Source organism: Rhizobium mongolense USDA 1844 (assembly GCF_000419765.1).
Taxonomy (GTDB): Bacteria; Pseudomonadota; Alphaproteobacteria; order Rhizobiales; family Rhizobiaceae; genus Rhizobium; species Rhizobium mongolense.
Genome location: NZ_ATTQ01000006.1, coordinates 41,680 through 57,572, shown reverse-complemented (window position 1 = coordinate 57,572; position 15,893 = coordinate 41,680). Strand labels below are relative to the sequence as shown.

16 protein-coding genes and 2 pseudogenes are annotated in these 15,893 nt (G+C 59.6%); 2 read left to right on the top strand and 16 right to left on the bottom strand.

Annotated elements, in window-relative coordinates:
- Positions 1-81: 81 nt before the first annotated feature.
- The 5 genes from A3C3_RS0112665 to A3C3_RS38260 all read right to left on the bottom strand — a co-directional run bounded on the left by A3C3_RS0112665 (position 82) and on the right by A3C3_RS38260 (position 4,452).
- Positions 82-894 (bottom strand): SDR family oxidoreductase, encoded by an 813-nt coding sequence (locus A3C3_RS0112665; RefSeq protein ID WP_022714979.1) that lies wholly within the window; start codon positions 892-894, stop codon positions 82-84.
- A 42-nt stretch (positions 895-936) separates the two neighbouring features.
- Positions 937-1,344 (bottom strand): GlcG/HbpS family heme-binding protein, encoded by a 408-nt coding sequence (locus tag A3C3_RS0112660; protein WP_022714978.1) that lies wholly within the window; start codon positions 1,342-1,344, stop codon positions 937-939.
- A gap of 319 nt (positions 1,345-1,663) precedes the next feature.
- A complete protein-coding gene (locus A3C3_RS0112655; RefSeq protein ID WP_022714977.1) occupies positions 1,664-2,032 on the bottom strand; it encodes a response regulator transcription factor in 369 nt (122 codons plus the stop codon).
- A gap of 107 nt (positions 2,033-2,139) precedes the next feature.
- Positions 2,140-2,772, bottom strand: coding sequence for a response regulator transcription factor (locus A3C3_RS0112650; protein WP_022714976.1), 633 nt, complete (start codon positions 2,770-2,772; stop codon positions 2,140-2,142).
- A gap of 138 nt (positions 2,773-2,910) precedes the next feature.
- The gene (locus tag A3C3_RS38260) at positions 2,911-4,452 is read right to left on the bottom strand and encodes a PAS domain-containing sensor histidine kinase (protein ID WP_022714975.1); all 1,542 of its coding nucleotides are present in this window, start codon (positions 4,450-4,452) and stop codon (positions 2,911-2,913) included.
- Between the two features lie 210 nt (positions 4,453-4,662).
- Between A3C3_RS38260 and A3C3_RS46060 the strand changes: the two genes are divergently transcribed.
- The gene (locus A3C3_RS46060; protein ID WP_167521941.1) at positions 4,663-4,803 is read left to right on the top strand and encodes a hypothetical protein; all 141 of its coding nucleotides are present in this window, start codon (positions 4,663-4,665) and stop codon (positions 4,801-4,803) included.
- A 376-nt stretch (positions 4,804-5,179) separates the two neighbouring features.
- Here the strand turns inward: A3C3_RS46060 and A3C3_RS46975 are convergent.
- From A3C3_RS46975 to A3C3_RS0112625, 4 genes and pseudogenes are all read right to left on the bottom strand, one after another.
- Positions 5,180-5,480, bottom strand: a pseudogene (locus A3C3_RS46975) (hypothetical protein); the annotation flags it as partial.
- A 457-nt stretch (positions 5,481-5,937) separates the two neighbouring features.
- Positions 5,938-7,521, bottom strand: coding sequence for a Na+/H+ antiporter (locus A3C3_RS0112635; protein WP_022714973.1), 1,584 nt, complete (start codon positions 7,519-7,521; stop codon positions 5,938-5,940).
- A 541-nt stretch (positions 7,522-8,062) separates the two neighbouring features.
- Positions 8,063-8,605 carry a hypothetical protein gene (locus A3C3_RS0112630; protein ID WP_022714972.1) on the bottom strand — a complete coding sequence of 181 codons (543 nt, stop codon included), beginning with the start codon at positions 8,603-8,605 and terminating at the stop codon, positions 8,063-8,065.
- A gap of 314 nt (positions 8,606-8,919) precedes the next feature.
- Positions 8,920-9,330: a hypothetical protein gene (locus A3C3_RS0112625; RefSeq protein ID WP_022714971.1), complete on the bottom strand. Its 411-nt coding sequence runs from the start codon at positions 9,328-9,330 to the stop codon at positions 8,920-8,922.
- A gap of 196 nt (positions 9,331-9,526) precedes the next feature.
- Here A3C3_RS0112625 and A3C3_RS46970 point away from each other — a divergent pair, with 196 nt between their 5' ends.
- The gene (locus A3C3_RS46970; protein ID WP_022714970.1) at positions 9,527-10,249 is read left to right on the top strand and encodes an SDR family NAD(P)-dependent oxidoreductase; all 723 of its coding nucleotides are present in this window, start codon (positions 9,527-9,529) and stop codon (positions 10,247-10,249) included.
- A 93-nt stretch (positions 10,250-10,342) separates the two neighbouring features.
- Here the strand turns inward: A3C3_RS46970 and A3C3_RS0112615 are convergent, their stop codons facing one another.
- The 7 genes and pseudogenes from A3C3_RS0112615 to A3C3_RS46960 all read right to left on the bottom strand — a co-directional run bounded on the left by A3C3_RS0112615 (position 10,343) and on the right by A3C3_RS46960 (position 15,873).
- Positions 10,343-10,777, bottom strand: a complete 435-nt coding sequence (locus A3C3_RS0112615) for a DsrE family protein (RefSeq protein ID WP_022714969.1) — start codon at positions 10,775-10,777, stop codon at positions 10,343-10,345.
- Between the two features lie 126 nt (positions 10,778-10,903).
- Positions 10,904-11,869 carry an MBL fold metallo-hydrolase gene (locus A3C3_RS0112610; RefSeq protein ID WP_022714968.1) on the bottom strand — a complete coding sequence of 322 codons (966 nt, stop codon included), beginning with the start codon at positions 11,867-11,869 and terminating at the stop codon, positions 10,904-10,906.
- Positions 11,870-11,966: 97 nt separating this feature from the next.
- Positions 11,967-12,214 (bottom strand): annotated as a pseudogene (locus tag A3C3_RS43545) (alpha/beta fold hydrolase); the annotation flags it as partial.
- 113 nt (positions 12,215-12,327) lie between these two features.
- Positions 12,328-12,627 carry a tautomerase family protein gene (locus A3C3_RS0112595; RefSeq protein ID WP_022714965.1) on the bottom strand — a complete coding sequence of 100 codons (300 nt, stop codon included), beginning with the start codon at positions 12,625-12,627 and terminating at the stop codon, positions 12,328-12,330.
- Positions 12,628-12,659: 32 nt separating this feature from the next.
- Complete coding sequence (locus A3C3_RS0112590) at positions 12,660-13,664, bottom strand: zinc-dependent alcohol dehydrogenase family protein (RefSeq protein ID WP_022714964.1); 1,005 nt, start codon at positions 13,662-13,664, stop codon at positions 12,660-12,662.
- A gap of 128 nt (positions 13,665-13,792) precedes the next feature.
- Entirely contained in the window at positions 13,793-14,731 is a 939-nt protein-coding gene (locus A3C3_RS46965) for a hypothetical protein (RefSeq protein WP_022714963.1), read from the bottom strand.
- A complete protein-coding gene (locus A3C3_RS46960) occupies positions 14,728-15,873 on the bottom strand; it encodes an ATP-binding protein (RefSeq protein ID WP_233450628.1) in 1,146 nt (381 codons plus the stop codon). Before A3C3_RS46960 ends, A3C3_RS46965 begins: the two co-directional genes overlap by 4 nt.
- Positions 15,874-15,893: the final 20 nt, after the last annotated feature.

Sequence of the window (15,893 nt, the reverse complement as noted above, 5' to 3'; positions counted from 1 at the left end):
ATGCTCATCTCACTTATCCTTTCCCAGACTTTCCATCGGTGGACCGGAGTGGGCGGCGGGGGCCCGCCGCCGCGAGACTGCTCAAATCTGGTTTTCCCAGGCCTTGAGCTGGTGATCCTTCAGCATGTCCTCGATCACCTTGGGGCAGACGTTGCGGAACTTGCCCGTGTCGGCCGGAACGATCTCGATCATGCGGTCGATCATCTCCTTTGGATCCATCCTGCCTTCGGGCGTCGCGAAGAAATCGTCGAACCCCTTGCGCAGGTCGGCGCGCTTGGTGATGTTCTTGCTGTCGTCCAGCCAGCGGAACGGATTGTCGGCCATGGTTTCGTTGTAGCCGGTGTAATAGGCGCCCGGATTGATCGTCTGGATCTTGATCCCGTATGCGGCGAGCTCCTGCTGCAGCGCCTCGGCGATCGACTCCAGCGCGTGCTTGGTCGAAACGTAGGTGCCCCAGTTGGCCGGAGTGAACAGGCCGCCCATCGAGGAGGTGAAGACCACCTTCTTGCCCTGACTCTTGCCCTCGCGCACCCACTTCTGAACGACGCCCTGGGTCAGCGTGAGTGGCAGGAAGACGTTGATCTCGAAATTGCGACGCACGACGTCGACCGGAATTTCCCAGACCGGGCCGGGTTCACCCTGACCGGCGTTGTTCCAGAGAATGTCGAAATCCCAGCCCTCGGCCTGGCGGATGTCATAGGGATCGGTGAGGTCGAGCCGCGCGACGCGAATTCGGTCGGCCAGGCCGAGCGCCTCCACCTCGTTGCGCAGCGCGGTGACCATCGGCGAAACCTGGCAGGTGGCGATTATGTCGTGGCCGTTCTTGGCCATGCCTATTGCAGCGCCCTTGCCGAAGCCGGAACCTGCGCCGGTGATCAGAATTGTTTTGGACATGGAAGTTTCCTTTCGACTGGTTGGTAGTTGCCTTTGAGAGGGTTAGGCGCCCAGGGCGGCGGCCGCCGCCTGTGCGATTTCGAGATCCTGCGGGACGGACCCGCCGGACACGCCGACAGCGCCAATCATCGTGCCGTGCGCATCAAAGAGCGTAATCCCGCCCGCAAAGGGGGCGAGGCCGCCATTCGTGAGTTCGAGCGCGTGAGCGGGCGCGCCCGGCTTGCAATATTCCCAGACTGCCTCGCTTGTGGTCTGAAAAAGCGCGGCGGTTCGCGCCTTGCGTGTCGCGATGTCGATCGAGCCGAGCACTGCGCCATCCATACGGCTAAACGCCTTCAGATGGGCGCCGGCATCCAGCACCGTTATGTTGACGGGGACGCCGAGGTCGGCGGCCTTAGCCTCGCCGGCCGAGATGATCGCCTGGGCTTGTTTGGAGGTGATTTGCAGCATGTGCTTCTCCGTTTGAGATGCTTCGATTGGCACTCTCACACGTGCCAGGTCGCTGATGAGCATACTGCTGGACGAATGCCGTCGCCGCCATCGTACGGGCGGCTGTCTGGTTAAGACGAGCGGCTATGCGGCTCATGCCTTGGTATTAGATGCCACGGAGCGGTATTGCCGGTCAGTTTGATGGCTGACGCCAGCGCCAGGAGGGCAACCACCGCCCTTCACACCGCTGTTGTCAGCCGTGAGCGGCCGTTTGCGGTTGAAATCCCTGACCGTTTGCGCGACGCATCCAGTGCGGGACCAGACGCGGGCCGGGCTGGGCTCATGCCCTTATCGCCATTTCCAGGCATTCAACGAAGGCCGTGGTGTCTATCGGCTTCCTGAAGAAGGCCACGGCCCCGCTGGCAAGGGCGACGTCCTCGAGTCCAGGCTCAGTACGAGCAGTAATCAGGATTACAGGCACCTCGGATTGCCGCTCCGCGATCAGCCTTGTCAGATGGATGCCGCTCATGCCCGGCATCTGGATATCTGTGATGACGCAGGAACAGCCCGACATGACACCCGCCTCGATGAATTCCTCGGCTGATGCGAAACCACGGGCAACATATCCGAGCGAACGGATCAGCCTGACAAGCGCTGACCGCATCGCCTGATCGTCGTCGATAATGGAGATGAGTGGTTCCCCTGCCACGCCGCATCACTCGCTTCTTGTTAGCTTGGCCGCGGAGATGGGCGGAGCGCTGAACGTCAGCCTCGCACACGTCCCACCCTTTGGAAATCATACTCAGGTGTTAGCCGTCAGTGTTCAAGTGCCAGGTTCAAGGCATCGGCCATTCGCACCAGATCGGCGAGTGTACGAGCACCCATCTTGCGCATCGCGGCGCCACGATGGATTTTGACCGTTACCTCGCTGAGACCCAGATCCCCGGCGATCTGCTTGTTCATCCTGCCGGAGGTCGCCAGCATCATCACTTCCCGCTCGCGCGTCGATAATGTGGCAAATCGACCTTTGAGACCGGCAGTGAGGTCCTCCGCGGCTCGTCGGCTGCGATCACGGTTGATCGCCGTACTCACTGCATCGAGCATGTCCTGGTCGCGGAAAGGCTTCGGCAGGAAGTCTACGGCTCCGGCCTTCATCGCCCGAACCGTCATGGGGATATCGCCGTGACCGGTGATCAGGACGACGGGTAAGTTGATGCCCAAGTCGCCAAGCTGCGCCTGAAACTCAAGCCCGTTGATGCCCGGCAGCCTTACGTCGAGTACGATGCATCCGGGTAGATCCGGTCGCTGGGCATCGATAAACTCGCGGGCAGCTCCATAGCTGCGCGTTTCAAGGCTAACCGAGCGGAACAGGCGGTCTAGCGCGCGACGCAGCGCTTCATCGTCATCGACGATGTAGACAATCGCTCTATCGTCCGGACTGTGCGACATCTAAAGGGCCATGTTCTCTAAAAGCGTTGAAACCATAGCATGACGGAAACTGCCTGGGAGATAACACGAAGGTATTAGCCATCTTGGACTTGATGCGGGCTCCTTCATCGAATCGTTTGTGGAACTGACCGAAGCAGTTCAGGAGGTTATATCAGCGAGCGGTTGGGGCGCTTCAGAGGGCATGACGGGATCCTGCACGCCCCTTCTGGATTTTGCCGACGTGGAAATGGGAACGGTAAACGAAAACACGGCGCCGCCTTTCTCGGCGTTTGTCGCCCAGAGCGCACCGTTGTGGGCCTCGATGATTGAACGGCAGATCGACAGCCCCACCCCGAGACCGGTTGGCTTGGTCGTGTAAAACGGTTCGAAGACGCGGTCCAAGGTGGCTTGCGTCAAGCCCGGACCGGAGTCCTGCACGGTGACAAAGACATTGTCGTCGTCTCTTCCGGCGGTGATCCGAACATTGCGATTACCATCGTCGACACTGCTCATTGCCTCGATGGCGTTGGTGATCAAGTTGAGCATCACCTGCTGCAACTGTACGCGGTCTCCTCGGATGGTCGGCAAGCCGTCCGAGAGTTGGATCTGTAAGGAGACACCGTTCTTCAGGGCTTTGCCGCGGCTAAGGGCAACGATCTCGGTGAGCGCCTCGGTGAGGTCCAGGTTCTCAAGCGACGGCGGTGCGTTCTTGAACAGCGAGCGTATCCGATCAATGACAGCTCCGGCTCGCGTGCCGTCCTTCACAACGTCGTCGAGTGCCTCTCTCACCTCCGCAAGATCGGGCGGGTCCCTTCCCAGCCAGCGAAGCGCAGCCTGCGCGTTGGCGAGTGCAGCGGCAATCGGCTGATTGACCTCGTGCGCGATCGAGGCGGAGAGTTCGACCAGGCTTGCGACCTGCGATGCACGCGCAAGCCTGTCGTTCGCGGCCTGGAGGGCCGCCTCTGCCCGCCTCCGATCATCTATGTCGATCAGCAAGTGGAGCCAGCGGAGGATGTTGCCTTGCGGATCCCGTAGAGGCAGGCCTAGGACGTTGTACCAGCGGTAGACGCCGTCAGCGCGACGGTGGCGAATCTCGATGTTGTACGAATTGCCCTGCTGGTGCGCCAAAAGATGAGCGGCGACCGTCCGCTCGAGATCGTCCGGATGGACGACCTCGGAGGCCTTCCAGCCTTTCAGCTCCTCGAATGTCTTGCCGAAATAGTCGAGGGTCAGTTGATTAAGGCCTTCGACATCGCCTGATGGTGTCGTCACGGCGACCGGAATCGGGATGCTGTCGACGATCAACTGAAAATCAAGTTCGCGCCGCCGCAAGGTCTCCTCAGCTCGCCGAAAATCCTCGACATCGGTGACCACTCCCCACCATTTGAGGATCCGGCCGGCATCATCGACTATCGGACTGCATTGCACGCTAACCCGGCGATACTGCCCGTCGAAGCGACGTACGCGCGCCTCCATTTCGCCGGGCTGGCCGGATACCAGAATCGACCGCCAGCGTTCGAGCAGCGTGGGCAGGTCGTCCGGGCTGACCGCGGTCTGCCATTCCCAGCCGTGGGCTTCGTCCAGACCGAGGCCGGTGTATTCGGACCAGCGTCGATTGGCAAGCTCGAGCTGCCCGTCCGGCAGTGCGATCCATACCATGGCCGGGAGTGCGTCCAAAACGCGGCTGAGATCGAACTCCATTGCTGTCCTTTTCCCTCGCGGCGATGCGATTGTGCAATAGATTTGCTTACGACGTCATTCGATCTGTGTACAGGCAGATGAGACAGGCGCTGCGAAAGGAATGCAGGATCCGCTTGTCCTGTACGTCATTCGAAAACCTCTGAGGGCAAGGACTTGGTTCACGCTACTAAATCTTGCAAAAAACAGCGCGGGAAGGAGGCGCTTCGTCCGATGAGTGTTATCGTCGCCAATAACGACGCAGGCGAGACGACTGTACGGGCGGATGATACGGGCAAGCTCTTGATCCAACCACCATCCAGGATGATCAGCCCAGCCATTTCCATGCGCCAGGCCTTCACAACAGGACCGTGATTCCGCGTTTCGCTTTTTTGATCGCCTCTGCTTGTCGCGCGGACCGAGTATGAAGGCACCGTCGCGACTGCCGAGACGAACACATGGCTGCCGCTCCCCACGGAGAGGCTTGTCGGACTGGCTCCTCTGGAAGGTTGGGATGTATGTATCTGGCAATGACCTCCCGCAGCGAATGATCTTGGCGATCAGCAAATACATCCTGAACGGCAAGCGCATACCTGCACTATTGTCGCATTCGGTATCGACAGCGGGCAATTTGAGAAGGCTTTCTTCCAACGGACGGTTGGCGAAGCAATCCAACAAGTTCGCAGCGCGACGCACGTTCACAAGCTCTATAGTTTGATTTTAAGCGGCCACAAGGAACTCGTCACCCGGAACTGATCGTGCCGGCAAATGGGATGACCAGGAGCAGCGCGTAATCGTGGACAACGGCGAAGGCCACGCCCGTTGCAATCATCAGGCGCGCCCCAGCCAACAGAAGTTGGCTGTGATCGTGTCGCTCCGAGGAAGCCGTCACACATCGTCAGCAGACCGGAGCCAAGGAGCGATGCGGTCGCGATGACGCCGACTTTGAACGGAATAAATCCGAGGGCGAGCAGATAGATCGGCAACAGCACGGCCACGAAGCACGAAGAATTGAGGTGGACCGCGCAGCCACGTGCAAAGGGCGTATGCACGGGTCGCCGCACGATCCAGTCCGCCCAACGTTCGAGAGGTCGAATGTTCCTTAGTTGTCCTCTTGTCACCTTCGCTGAGGTCTCGCCGGCCCCGCGCTGCACAATAGTCCCGGTCTGCGTCGATGAAGGCGGACGACCGCATGTCCGCAGGACGTCGCCATCCCGTGGACAGCGGAGTCCCGAGCGCTTGGTGCGCACGTCGGGATTCGGGTGGCGATAGCGCCAATCTTCGCCGCTTTGATTGTCCGATGACGTCCGCTTCGGCGGACAGCGCAAGATACTTCGGTAGGCCATGCGAGCACCCTTCGCCGAAAACGGCAGGACGTCCTTATTCCAGCCAGTCGCGCTATATCGCCTCTGGCGATCTCGGCTGCCGACGCGCAGGCGTCGGGCGCGTCGAAGGCGAAGTTTCCGATGATGCAGGAAATCCCTCCTCACGCCATGCTATCCGCATCGCTCATGCCTTCGCCGAAATCGCACTCAGCTCTTCAAGATCAAGATCCCTTTCGAGCTCATGCAGCGTCTCGTCGTCAATCTCGCCAGCGCGATGAAGCCGAATGAGTTCCTTCCGCCCGGCGGCCACAGCCTCCAGCACGACATCGAAGTGAGCATGGAGCATTGGCATGTAGTCTTCAGTACGCTTGGCATAGTCGACGATCGTCGTCGCCCTGCGCTGGTATCTGTCCAACAATTGAGGATGAACGAGTTTTCCCTCGCCGTCGTAGGCAAGGTCCCGAACTGTTGCAAACTGTACCTGAGCCATCGCGGCTTCCGCCTGGCTCATCGTCATCCGCGCCCGCTCCGATTCTGCTTCGACAAGGCCGGCCCAGGTGATCACTGGTCCCAACGTCGTGCCTTGTAAAAGAACTGTTCCGACGATGACGGCAAACGCCATAACCAGAATGAAGTCGCGGCCGGGGAAGTCTTCAGGCAAGCTCAGCGCAAGCGCCAACGTCACCACCCCGCGAACGCCCGCCCACCCCAAAATCGCTGTGCCGCCGATGCCCAATGGCTGCGTTCGAGCGAGACCAAGGGTATTGCAGAGTTTGATCACAAGCTCGGAACCGAACACCCATGCAAATCGAGCGACCAAGAGCGTGATGAGGATTGCGATGGCTGGAAACGCCATGGTTTCGACAAGCTGGCCAAATCCACCTCCGCGTTCGACGACGGCCCGGAGCGACAAGCCTATCAGGATGAATACTGCCGCTTCCATCAGGAAGACGACGACTGTCCAGAATGATGTTCCGCGCATGCGGGTGGCCGCAGAAAGAACGGTGTGCTGGTGCCATGATGCGACCAGACCGGTCGTCACCGTGGCGATCACGCCCGAGACATGGAGAAACTCTCCCAGCAGATAAGATATCCAGGCGAGAAGCGTCGTTGCGGCGATGATGAGGTATTCGTCGCCAAGATGCCGGACGAACTTGACCCATGCCGTTCCGACGATGACTCCGACGAGCGCACCGCCAAAAGCAAGCAGCAAAAAGCTGCTTGCAGCGTCGGCGACGCTGAAGGCGCCGGTTGCAAGCGCGGCGACCGCCAACCGGAAGAGCACAAGACCGCTAGCGTCATTCAGCAAGCTCTCTCCTTCCAGGAGTATCTGGAGCCGCCGCGGCAACCTCACCCGTTCCAGCACCGCGCGCGCAGATACGGCATCCGGCGGCGATACGATCGCGCCGAGCGCCGCGCAGGCGGCCCAGGGAAGCGATGGCACCAAAAAATGCGCGACGATCGCCACGACCACGGTGGTGAAGAACACCGCGCCGATGGCGAGCGAGGCTATACCGACCAGATGCCGTCGCAACCGCGCCGCCGCGATGGACCATGCGCCATCGAGCAACAACGGCGGGAGGAAGATGACGAGGACGAGTTCGGGATCGACGGTGATCGCCGGAAGACCCGGAACAAACGCGAGGATCGCCCCTCCTGCGAGCAATGCGACCGAGGGCGGAAGTCCCAATCTGTGAGCGAGGTAGTGAAGCGCGATAATTGCTAGGAACATCGCGATCACCAGTTCGAAGAGATGGGCGCCCGCCATCCGTATCCTCCCGAAATGGTTTTCGTGCCGAAGAGGTATATCAAGAGCCGGTCCGATAAAAGCGCAACATTCACCAAACGAGATCATCAAGCCTGTTTATGAGGACGCAATGCGGCTCCAAACGAAGCAAAGGTGGAGCACGCCGAATGCGGAGGCTAGCGCCGGAATATTACGACATGGTCGTCCTAAAGCGATGGAACTATCACTGCAGCGAGATTCATTTCCCTGCCTCCTTTCGTTCATCGATGACTACCAAGGCGGCATTCTTGACGAACTCGTCCACAAGGGTACGCGACCGCTACTGGGCTATTCAGGAGGCAGCATTTGAGGGCATCGACTATGAAGAGGTCCACGGTCCTTACGCTCTGTTAAAGTCGCAATTAGTATCGGAGGAAAGTCCCGATCCTTTGGGTGCAGAGTTCCAATTAATTGGTGCCGACATATATTGTTCGGATCAACTAAATGCGATTCCGCCAACCTGTTGGAAATACTCGTATCGAAAAAGAATAAGATTCTGCGGCCGCATTGTGCCGCGAATCCATCAGCCTAGGTCCGCAAAAAACTGCTTCACCGCAGCTCGACTTCTCAACGAGGGCCTATCATGGAGGAGCTTTACTTTAGATTTCATACGACGCAGCGTACCCCAAGACGAAACGGAGTCACCGGGCTTGGCCGTTAACCTTAGGAAAGCCAGAAGTTCGCCTCCGCAGATATATGTCGAACGAAACTCCTTGACCGTCCTCAGTGTCAGATGCTCGGCATTCAAATAACCGCTCCGGATAAAGCTACAGATTTCCGACTGTCGTGTGCCTAGATAGAAGCCCACCTCTCCAGTACCCAATAGAACATCATCGAATATCTCTTCCTGGTCGGCTGTTGAGCGGCGGCATCCTGCAATTTGATCCAATTTCATAACGTTGATATTTCGAACCATTGAACTCGTACCGGGTGCAACGTGAAATTCTATCTGCCGCGTAAGGATGTTGTCGAAAAGAGCCGCCCAAACCTCGGTTCCATCGGTCAGCGCTGTTGCGACATCGTAAAGATTCCACGCTCCTGGCTTCGCGTTGGAGAGCTCGGTCATCTGCTCCCTCAAGCTACCCGTCCCTTCGGCGGGCGAAGCGAAAAGATGGGCCAGACTCGGATCCGGACAGCAGGCGAGTCCTTTATCGTAGAGCCTGATCAACTCAGGAATTGGAAGCCCGACTTCTCTTGATTCGGCCAACACAGGGAGCGAAGCGCGGGCGAGCGCAACGGCGAGCGCTATCCGGTCGGCAGCGCGTCGCGCACATATCCTCCTGGCTTTCGTGCAAACGCTCGGTTCCGTACCACGCGAACCTGATCAGCGGGCTCGCTTCTGGGGATACGATCGTTGGCCGGAGCAAGGCCAGCGCGCAACTAGTTCTTCACAAGTCGATGAATACGACCAAAGTAGCGGATATTCGTGACTTCTCTGAGAATCGGGTGGTGATATCCGGGCAAGACAGGTGTCTGCAAATCACGAACAATCTCCCCAACTTCGAGCAATCCCTTCGCCCAATTTCGGACGGCACGCGTTGCGATGTCGAGGTTTTCCGGCTTGACAGCCCCCGTGGAAGCCAAGCCTTCAACCCTATCTAGCAAACGTGCCAGTACGACGATAAATTCGAATACATGACCTCTTCCGAACGCTCTTAAGTCAGGATGAAAAGAGTCTGAAAGATCCCGCTGCGAATCCAGCGCGGGGTCGATTAACGAACAGGCGAAATCAACGTGCTCGTAAGTTTCAAGCTCAAGGATCGGCTGGGGGTAACCCGGCTCGACGAGCATTCATTGCTCTGGAATGTTCGTACCCGGCAGCACAATGGCTCAGCCAGGTCTCGCGGGTTCTTTGGAATCCCGCGGACTTTTCGCGTGCTTTAGCCAGCACTTCCTGGAGGTGGCGACGTAACGCTCGACATCAACTCATTGACCTCCATCCGCGACCACAGCCGTATTGAAAGGCATCGATCTGCATGGAAAGACGATGATCGTGACCGGAGGCGCGAGCGGAATTGGGACCGAGACGACGGCCGCGCTAGCCGCCGCCGGGGCGTCCGTTGTCATTGCCGCCCGCCGTCCGGACGCGGCCGAGGTCGTCGCCCGCGACCTCAGGGCCAGGACCGCGAACCCGAACATCCAAGTCCGACCTCTCGATCTGTCCGATCTCCGGTCGGTAACGCGTTTCCTCGACGGCTGGGACGGCCCGTTACACACGCTCGTCAACAACGCGGGCATCATGGCGGTCAAGGCTTTGCTCTCGAATAATGGTTTCGCGGCAAGGACTGGGTTCGATACTTCGGCCTCAATATCAGGCGCGGACATTTGGCGAAGGAAGTCACCAGCAGTTGTTCGGCACCTCGTCGGCGGCAATCTTTTGCCGAGGAATGCGACAGGACGGGACTTGCAGGATTTTCGGGATCGATGGGTGGCCAGCGAGATTCAAAACCTCTTCCATCTATGCGACTGCCCGCGACCACCCAATCTTGGCGCTTTCCTCATCCAATACGGAGTGACGACGATTTCGACCGAAACCGCGACGTGCTCGGCATCCTTCCTGATCCCAAGCACCTCAACCAGCCGATCCAGCTCCTCGATCGCACCCTCGTTGATGCTCGAAACGCTCCGAAACGACTTCGCTCCACTGAGCTCGACGACGATGTCGGTACTGCGAAACGCGTTTCTGCTCGTCGCCCGGAAAGCGGCCTAACCGTCCGAAGCCGTTGAATGGAATCCGAATGGGAGTTGAAGCATTGCGCTCTCCTTGGGCCTTTGTGTCTTAGCCGGATGAGGAACCCAAAGGTCACTCGATCTTGACGAAGCCCCGCTGCACGAGCTGTATTGTTCGCGCCATGGCGTCGAGATTGATCTTGATGCGGGGTAGAAGATCCGCGTTGCCCCAGCCGTTCACCTTTGCAGTCGCGCCGCAAAGCTCGACATTCACGCCGATATCGATAAGGTCCGCGACCAGTTTCTTGTAGGGGTTGCCTGTGGCGATGTTGCGCGACGAATTGTAGGCCGCATCGTCAAGCGTGACGTGGCCCGCGTTGGTATGGAACACCACGACCACTTCAGACGTCGCTTTCCAGTTTGCGATGTCCGTCGTGATCAAGTGCAGATGGAACAGAGCCGCGGGCAAGTCGGCCTCGAACTCCAGACCTCCGATGCTGTGCACCGACTTCACCTCTTGCAGTTCAACCGGGATATTGATGAACAGGGCGCTTTCCGTTTTCGACATGGTCGTCTCCAATGAGTGGATTGGGTCTGTGAACAAATCCAGGACGCCACTCGAGACGTCCCGGAGGCGCGCCAGGGGGACCTGGGGAGGAGTGCGCCGGGAAGGTTTGGGTGAAATCGGTCGAAGCTAGACGCCGGCGTAGACGAGCCTCGTGAAGAACGCTGGATCAATCACGAACTGACCCCACTTCGCATCGAACGCCGCCGTGGGCTTTCCCTCGACCACCTCGTCGAGCGAACGCCCCTGGCGTTTCAGTTTTGCCACGTTCTCCCTGATGCCGGCCAGCATGTCGCGGAAGTCACGCAACTCGGCGCGGTTGCTCACCGGATTTCCATGACCCGGAATGATGATGGTCTTGTCGGTGGACGCGGCGAGGTTCGCCTCCGATGCAGCGATCATTCCGTCGATGCTGCCGCCCGTCGAGTGATCGATGAACGGATAAATGCCATTCCAGTACGTGTCCCCGACGTGAAGGACGTCCGCCTCGCGAAACATGACTGAGATGTCGCCGTCGGTATGGGCCGGACCATAGTATTTGAGGACGGCGGCTTCGCCGTTCAGCTCGAGCGTGTGCTCCTTGGAAAAGACATGCTGCGGCTCTCCGCTTTTCGCGACCGGGAGGAAATTGTAGTCCCAGTCTTCGACCCGCTGTACCTGCGACAGGTACCTGCGGGTGTTTTCATGCGCTATGATATTGGCTCCTCCGGACCCGATCCAAGCATTCCCGTCTGCGTGGTCGAAATGCCAGTGGGTATTGATCAGGTGGGTGACGGGGGCTGGCGAGATTTCCGCGAGCGCCTTGGTCATTTGCTTGCGCGACACGCTTATGCCCGCGTCCACCATGACGAGACCGTCCTTGCCGCTCAGCACCGCGACGTTGCCGCCGGAACCTTCGAGAATGGTAATGCCGTTTCTCAGCTTGTGGGTGGCGATGACGGACTTAGCGGCGCTGTCCTTTATGAGGCTGACCAGACCCCGTGCCTCGGCGTAGGCGTCGCGGGGACTCAACCACCCTCCGGTGGCGGCAAGTCCCGCCGCCCCAATACAGCAAAGGCAAAATTCACGGCGGGAGAGCATGTGTTCGGATTTCATGACATACCTTTCCGCAGCCGGTCTCGAGCGAGCCGACGGCTTCGAACTGAAGTTGGGGAGGTCGAAGGACAGGCCTCGCGGGCGGCCCGCCCGGCGGTCAGCCCTTAATGAAGGCCAAAAGGTCAGCGTTGATCACGTCGGCGTGCGTCGTGAACATCCCATGCGGGTAGCCGTCGTAGACCTTGAGCTTCCCGTCCTTGAGCAACTTCACCGACAGCTCGCGGAGTCGCCGATGGGAACCACCTGGTCGTCGCTGCCGTGCATTACGAGGACCGGGACGTCGATGACCTTGAGGTCTTCCGTGAAATCGGCTTCGGAGAAGACCTTAATGCACTCGTAATGCGCAAAATGTTCTCTCGAAGTCATGGTCCTGTCCCTTTTTCGGCCGGATGGCTCTACGCGGGCGGAGGTTTTCCGTCCGTCTTTCTGTGTTCGCCCCGGCTGAGATTGCAGGGCGGTCAGCCAACGACTGGCGCGGCCGCGGCCCACTCTTTGCGCGTGGTCGGATTACCGTCGATCGTCTCGACGATGTCTTTGGATTTCGAAAGAGTGGTCATCAGGGACTTCGGCCCCTCGAACGGCCTGCCGCCGATGTGCCAGCCATCCGCGTGCAGTTCCTCGATCAGTACCCAGACGACCTCGCGGAAGGCCTCCGAGCCTTCGAACTTGACCATGACATCGGTCAGCGCCTTGGCCATGGCGTGCTTTTCCTCTGGCGTGAAGACACCGTCGACGAGCTTTACGTTTACGAATGGCATAGCTTTTTTCCTTGGCTGGGGTGAGACGCCTCCTACGCGGCGACGTCGATGACGATCTTTCCGTTGGCAGTGCGGTTTTCGATTTCGGCATAGGCTTCGTCTACAGTCTCGAAGCTATAGCGGCGCGGGTCGAGGAGAGGAGCGATCTTCCGGGCCTCGGCAAGGCGCTTTGCCTCGCGGAGGATTGCGCCGTGATGCGCGCGGCCTTCTCCGGTCAGGATCGGCAGAAGCGTGAACACGCCCGAGTAGCTTGCCGCCCGGAAGGAGAGCGGCCCGAGCGAATGGGTGCCCCATCCGAGGCAACTGACGACGTGGCCGAACCTGCTCACGGCGTTGAACGCGGCATCAATCCCTGCCCCGCCGACGGTATCATAGACGACGTCGAAGCCGCGTCCGCCCGTGTGGTCCTTCACGTACTCTTCGACGGTAGTCTGGTGGCGGTCGATCGCGGTCGCGCACAGCTCTTCGATCTGCCTCTGCTTCGAGCCCTTGTCTACGGCGAAGACCTCGGCGCCGAAGGCACGTGCGATCTGGATTGCTACATGACCGACGCCGCCCGCACCGATTACGAGTACCTTTTGCCGTGCCTGCACCGCTGCGCGATCAACCAGCCCTTCCCAGGCGGTTATGAACACCAGGGGCAGTGCCGCGGCCTCGCGCATGGTGAGGTTGGTTGGCTTATGGGCCAGCAGATCGGCATCGACCGAGACGAAAGTCGCCAATGAACCCTGCAGGCCGCCAACGCCGCCAGTCAGGCCGAAAACCTCGTCCTGCGGTTTGAATGCCGTGACGCCAGGACCCACTGCCTCGACGACCCCGGCTAAGTCCATTCCAAGGATGGCGGGTAACGGGTGGCGGGCGTGCGGAGCCTGTCCGCTCTTGATCTTGAGATCGAGCGGGTTGACGCTGCTTGCCTTGACGCGGACGAGAACCTCCCCCGCCGCCGGAGCCGGGCAGACAATTCGGGTCCGGACAAGGTCCGAGTTTGTTTCGGTGAGGACGAGTGCGTCCATTTCGGTAGGAGTGGTGGTCTTCATCGGTATGCCCTTTACGCTGCGCTGCCGACAATCCGGCGACGGGCAGAAGATGGCAGACCAGCGCGGTCGCCAGCCAGTGAATCGTGGTGAATTCTTGTGACGGGCTGTACGGGGATGGCAGGTTTCGATCAGGGATTTTCGGTCAGCATTGCCCACGCCGTCCTCAAGTCAGCGGTATCGAAACCTTCGCTGAAACGGTCGTAGACCGTGGCCAAAAGCTCTCGAGCCCCAATCCTGTCGCCGCGCTCGTTAGACGAACGTGCCAGACTCGTGACTCCTCTGAGCTCCAGGGAAAGCGCGTCCTGCTGTCGCGCCAGCTCGATGGACTGGAGATAGCACCGCTCGGCGATGTCGCCGTCTCCGCACTGAAAAACGATGTCGCCCTTCAGACGATAGAGTTCCGTGATGTACCAGAGTTCGTCCTTCTCTTCGCTCGAAGCAATGGCCGCATCCACGAGCGCGCGCGCTTCGGCGTGCTCGCCAAGCGAGGCGAGGCCTTCGGCCAGGGAGCAGACAAGTCTGACGTTGTAGAGATTGAAGAGCTTGACCCGACGCAGTTCCGCCAGTCCGTTGCGGAGAAGCGGAACGCCTCTTTCGGGAAGTCCCCGCTGGATCAGCAGAGCCGCTTTCCAGCAGCGGCCGAACACCTCCCATGGACCGAGCCCATTTAGTTTCGCCAGGTCGAGTAGTTCTGTGATCGCGGAATCAGCCGCCGCAAGGTCTCCGACATGAACGAGGACTGGGCACGACCATCTGGCCAACGATTCGCATAGGGAGATCGCGTGACCAGAGGTGCGCGCCGCTTCGACGGCGTCGGCGGCGGCGCGTACGGCCTGATCCGGGAAGCCCTGCATCCACAAGAGCTGAGCGGGCTGTATTCGGGCGGAAACGGACTGACCGAACCTGAACCTTACGGAACCACCGGGTGGAATGTCCGTGGATACATCGTGCGCCAGCATGAGATCGGCATGGCGACGGGCACCTCGGAAGTCTCCCATGCAGAAGAGCGTCATGCTCAGCATGCGGTCGCCGATGAACCTATCGAGACCGTTTTGAGCAAGCCTCACGAACCGATCCGCGTTATCGCGCGATGCTCGATATTCACAAAAAGGCGAATGGCTGGAAATGCCAAAGCATCGGCCGCAGTCAGGCCCGCGCCGAGCGGCGGCATATCTAGCGGCGGGAGCCTGTAGACGCTCTCGCCCTCCACCCGCAAGGCCTCGCGGCTGGTAGCCAGAACACTGATGCCCGGCGCCTCCCGAAGCAAGGTCTCCGCTAGTCGCGCAGCGGCGTCGAGTACGAGCTCGCAACTATCAAAGACCAGAAGCATATGCTTGTCACGGAGGTGCGCGCTCACGAGGGAAATCGGATCGCCAGTTATCTCCGGGAGCCGAAGCAGTGACGTCAACACCGACGGAAGTGACGAAGGATGCGACAGTGGTGCCAAGTCCATAAAGCACACACCGTGTTGATACGATGGCGATGGTTCCTCTGCCACGCGAATGCCGACAGTTGTCTTTCCAATACCGCCCGGACCGACAACCGTGACAAGACGGAACCGTTGAATGCGACCTTCCAGAATCCCGATTGCCTCCTCCCGTCCGATCGGCCGCGTCAGTTGCTTTGGAAGGTTGTTTGGCGCGGCCTCCTCGACGGGGTCGATTTTGACCTCGGAACGGGAAAGCGGAGCGATGAACCGATAACCACGCGATGGGACGGCGGCAATGTATCGCGCGGCGGATTGGTCTTCGCCCAGTGCCTTCCGAAGCACGGCGATCTGCGCTCTGAGGTTCGACTCTTCGACTATCGTGTTCGGCCAGGCACGCGAAATCAGTTCGTCCTTCGTCACGAGCTCGCCCGGCCGCTCGGTCAGCGCGATGAGGATTTCGAGCGCCCGCGAGCCGACTGCCACCGGCTCCTGGTCTTTGACAAGGAGGTGACGCCCCGGGTACAGCCGGAATTCGCCGAAGGATGTCGCTAAATTCGGCGCAGCGGTTGCGTTAAGTATTGCCTTCCCTTCCATTCTGATCTGCCCTGATAAGGGAGCGGTGCCAGCTTCGACACCGAGTAATGCCGCGCATTCTGGTCGAACCAGTCGGGTTCGAGGATGACAGCACAATACAAACCTCGCTTGAGAAATGTATGGTAACGGCGTAGCGGTCCGTCCATCTTCTTTTAGGGGGATCAGTACATGCCGTGCCGCCGTCAAGCACCGAAAGGCACCGCGAG

What these genes read in the sequence shown, in the direction of transcription:
- A3C3_RS0112665 (WP_022714979.1), bottom strand. Translation starts at nt 894, where the DNA reads ATGTCCAAAACAATTCTGATCACCGGCGCAGGTTCCGGCTTCGGCAAG.
- A3C3_RS0112660 (WP_022714978.1), bottom strand. Translation starts at nt 1,344, where the DNA reads ATGCTGCAAATCACCTCCAAACAAGCCCAGGCGATCATCTCGGCCGGC.
- A3C3_RS0112650 (WP_022714976.1), bottom strand. Translation starts at nt 2,772, where the DNA reads ATGTCGCACAGTCCGGACGATAGAGCGATTGTCTACATCGTCGATGAC.
- A3C3_RS38260 (WP_022714975.1), bottom strand. Translation starts at nt 4,452, where the DNA reads ATGGAGTTCGATCTCAGCCGCGTTTTGGACGCACTCCCGGCCATGGTA.
- A3C3_RS46060 (WP_167521941.1), top strand. Translation starts at nt 4,663, where the DNA reads ATGAGTGTTATCGTCGCCAATAACGACGCAGGCGAGACGACTGTACGG.
- A3C3_RS0112635 (WP_022714973.1), bottom strand. Translation starts at nt 7,521, where the DNA reads ATGGCGGGCGCCCATCTCTTCGAACTGGTGATCGCGATGTTCCTAGCA.
- A3C3_RS0112630 (WP_022714972.1), bottom strand. Translation starts at nt 8,605, where the DNA reads ATGACCGAGCTCTCCAACGCGAAGCCAGGAGCGTGGAATCTTTACGAT.
- A3C3_RS0112625 (WP_022714971.1), bottom strand. Translation starts at nt 9,330, where the DNA reads ATGCTCGTCGAGCCGGGTTACCCCCAGCCGATCCTTGAGCTTGAAACT.
- A3C3_RS46970 (WP_022714970.1), top strand. Translation starts at nt 9,527, where the DNA reads ATGATCGTGACCGGAGGCGCGAGCGGAATTGGGACCGAGACGACGGCC.
- A3C3_RS0112615 (WP_022714969.1), bottom strand. Translation starts at nt 10,777, where the DNA reads ATGTCGAAAACGGAAAGCGCCCTGTTCATCAATATCCCGGTTGAACTG.
- A3C3_RS0112610 (WP_022714968.1), bottom strand. Translation starts at nt 11,869, where the DNA reads ATGAAATCCGAACACATGCTCTCCCGCCGTGAATTTTGCCTTTGCTGT.
- A3C3_RS0112595 (WP_022714965.1), bottom strand. Translation starts at nt 12,627, where the DNA reads ATGCCATTCGTAAACGTAAAGCTCGTCGACGGTGTCTTCACGCCAGAG.
- A3C3_RS0112590 (WP_022714964.1), bottom strand. Translation starts at nt 13,664, where the DNA reads ATGAAGACCACCACTCCTACCGAAATGGACGCACTCGTCCTCACCGAA.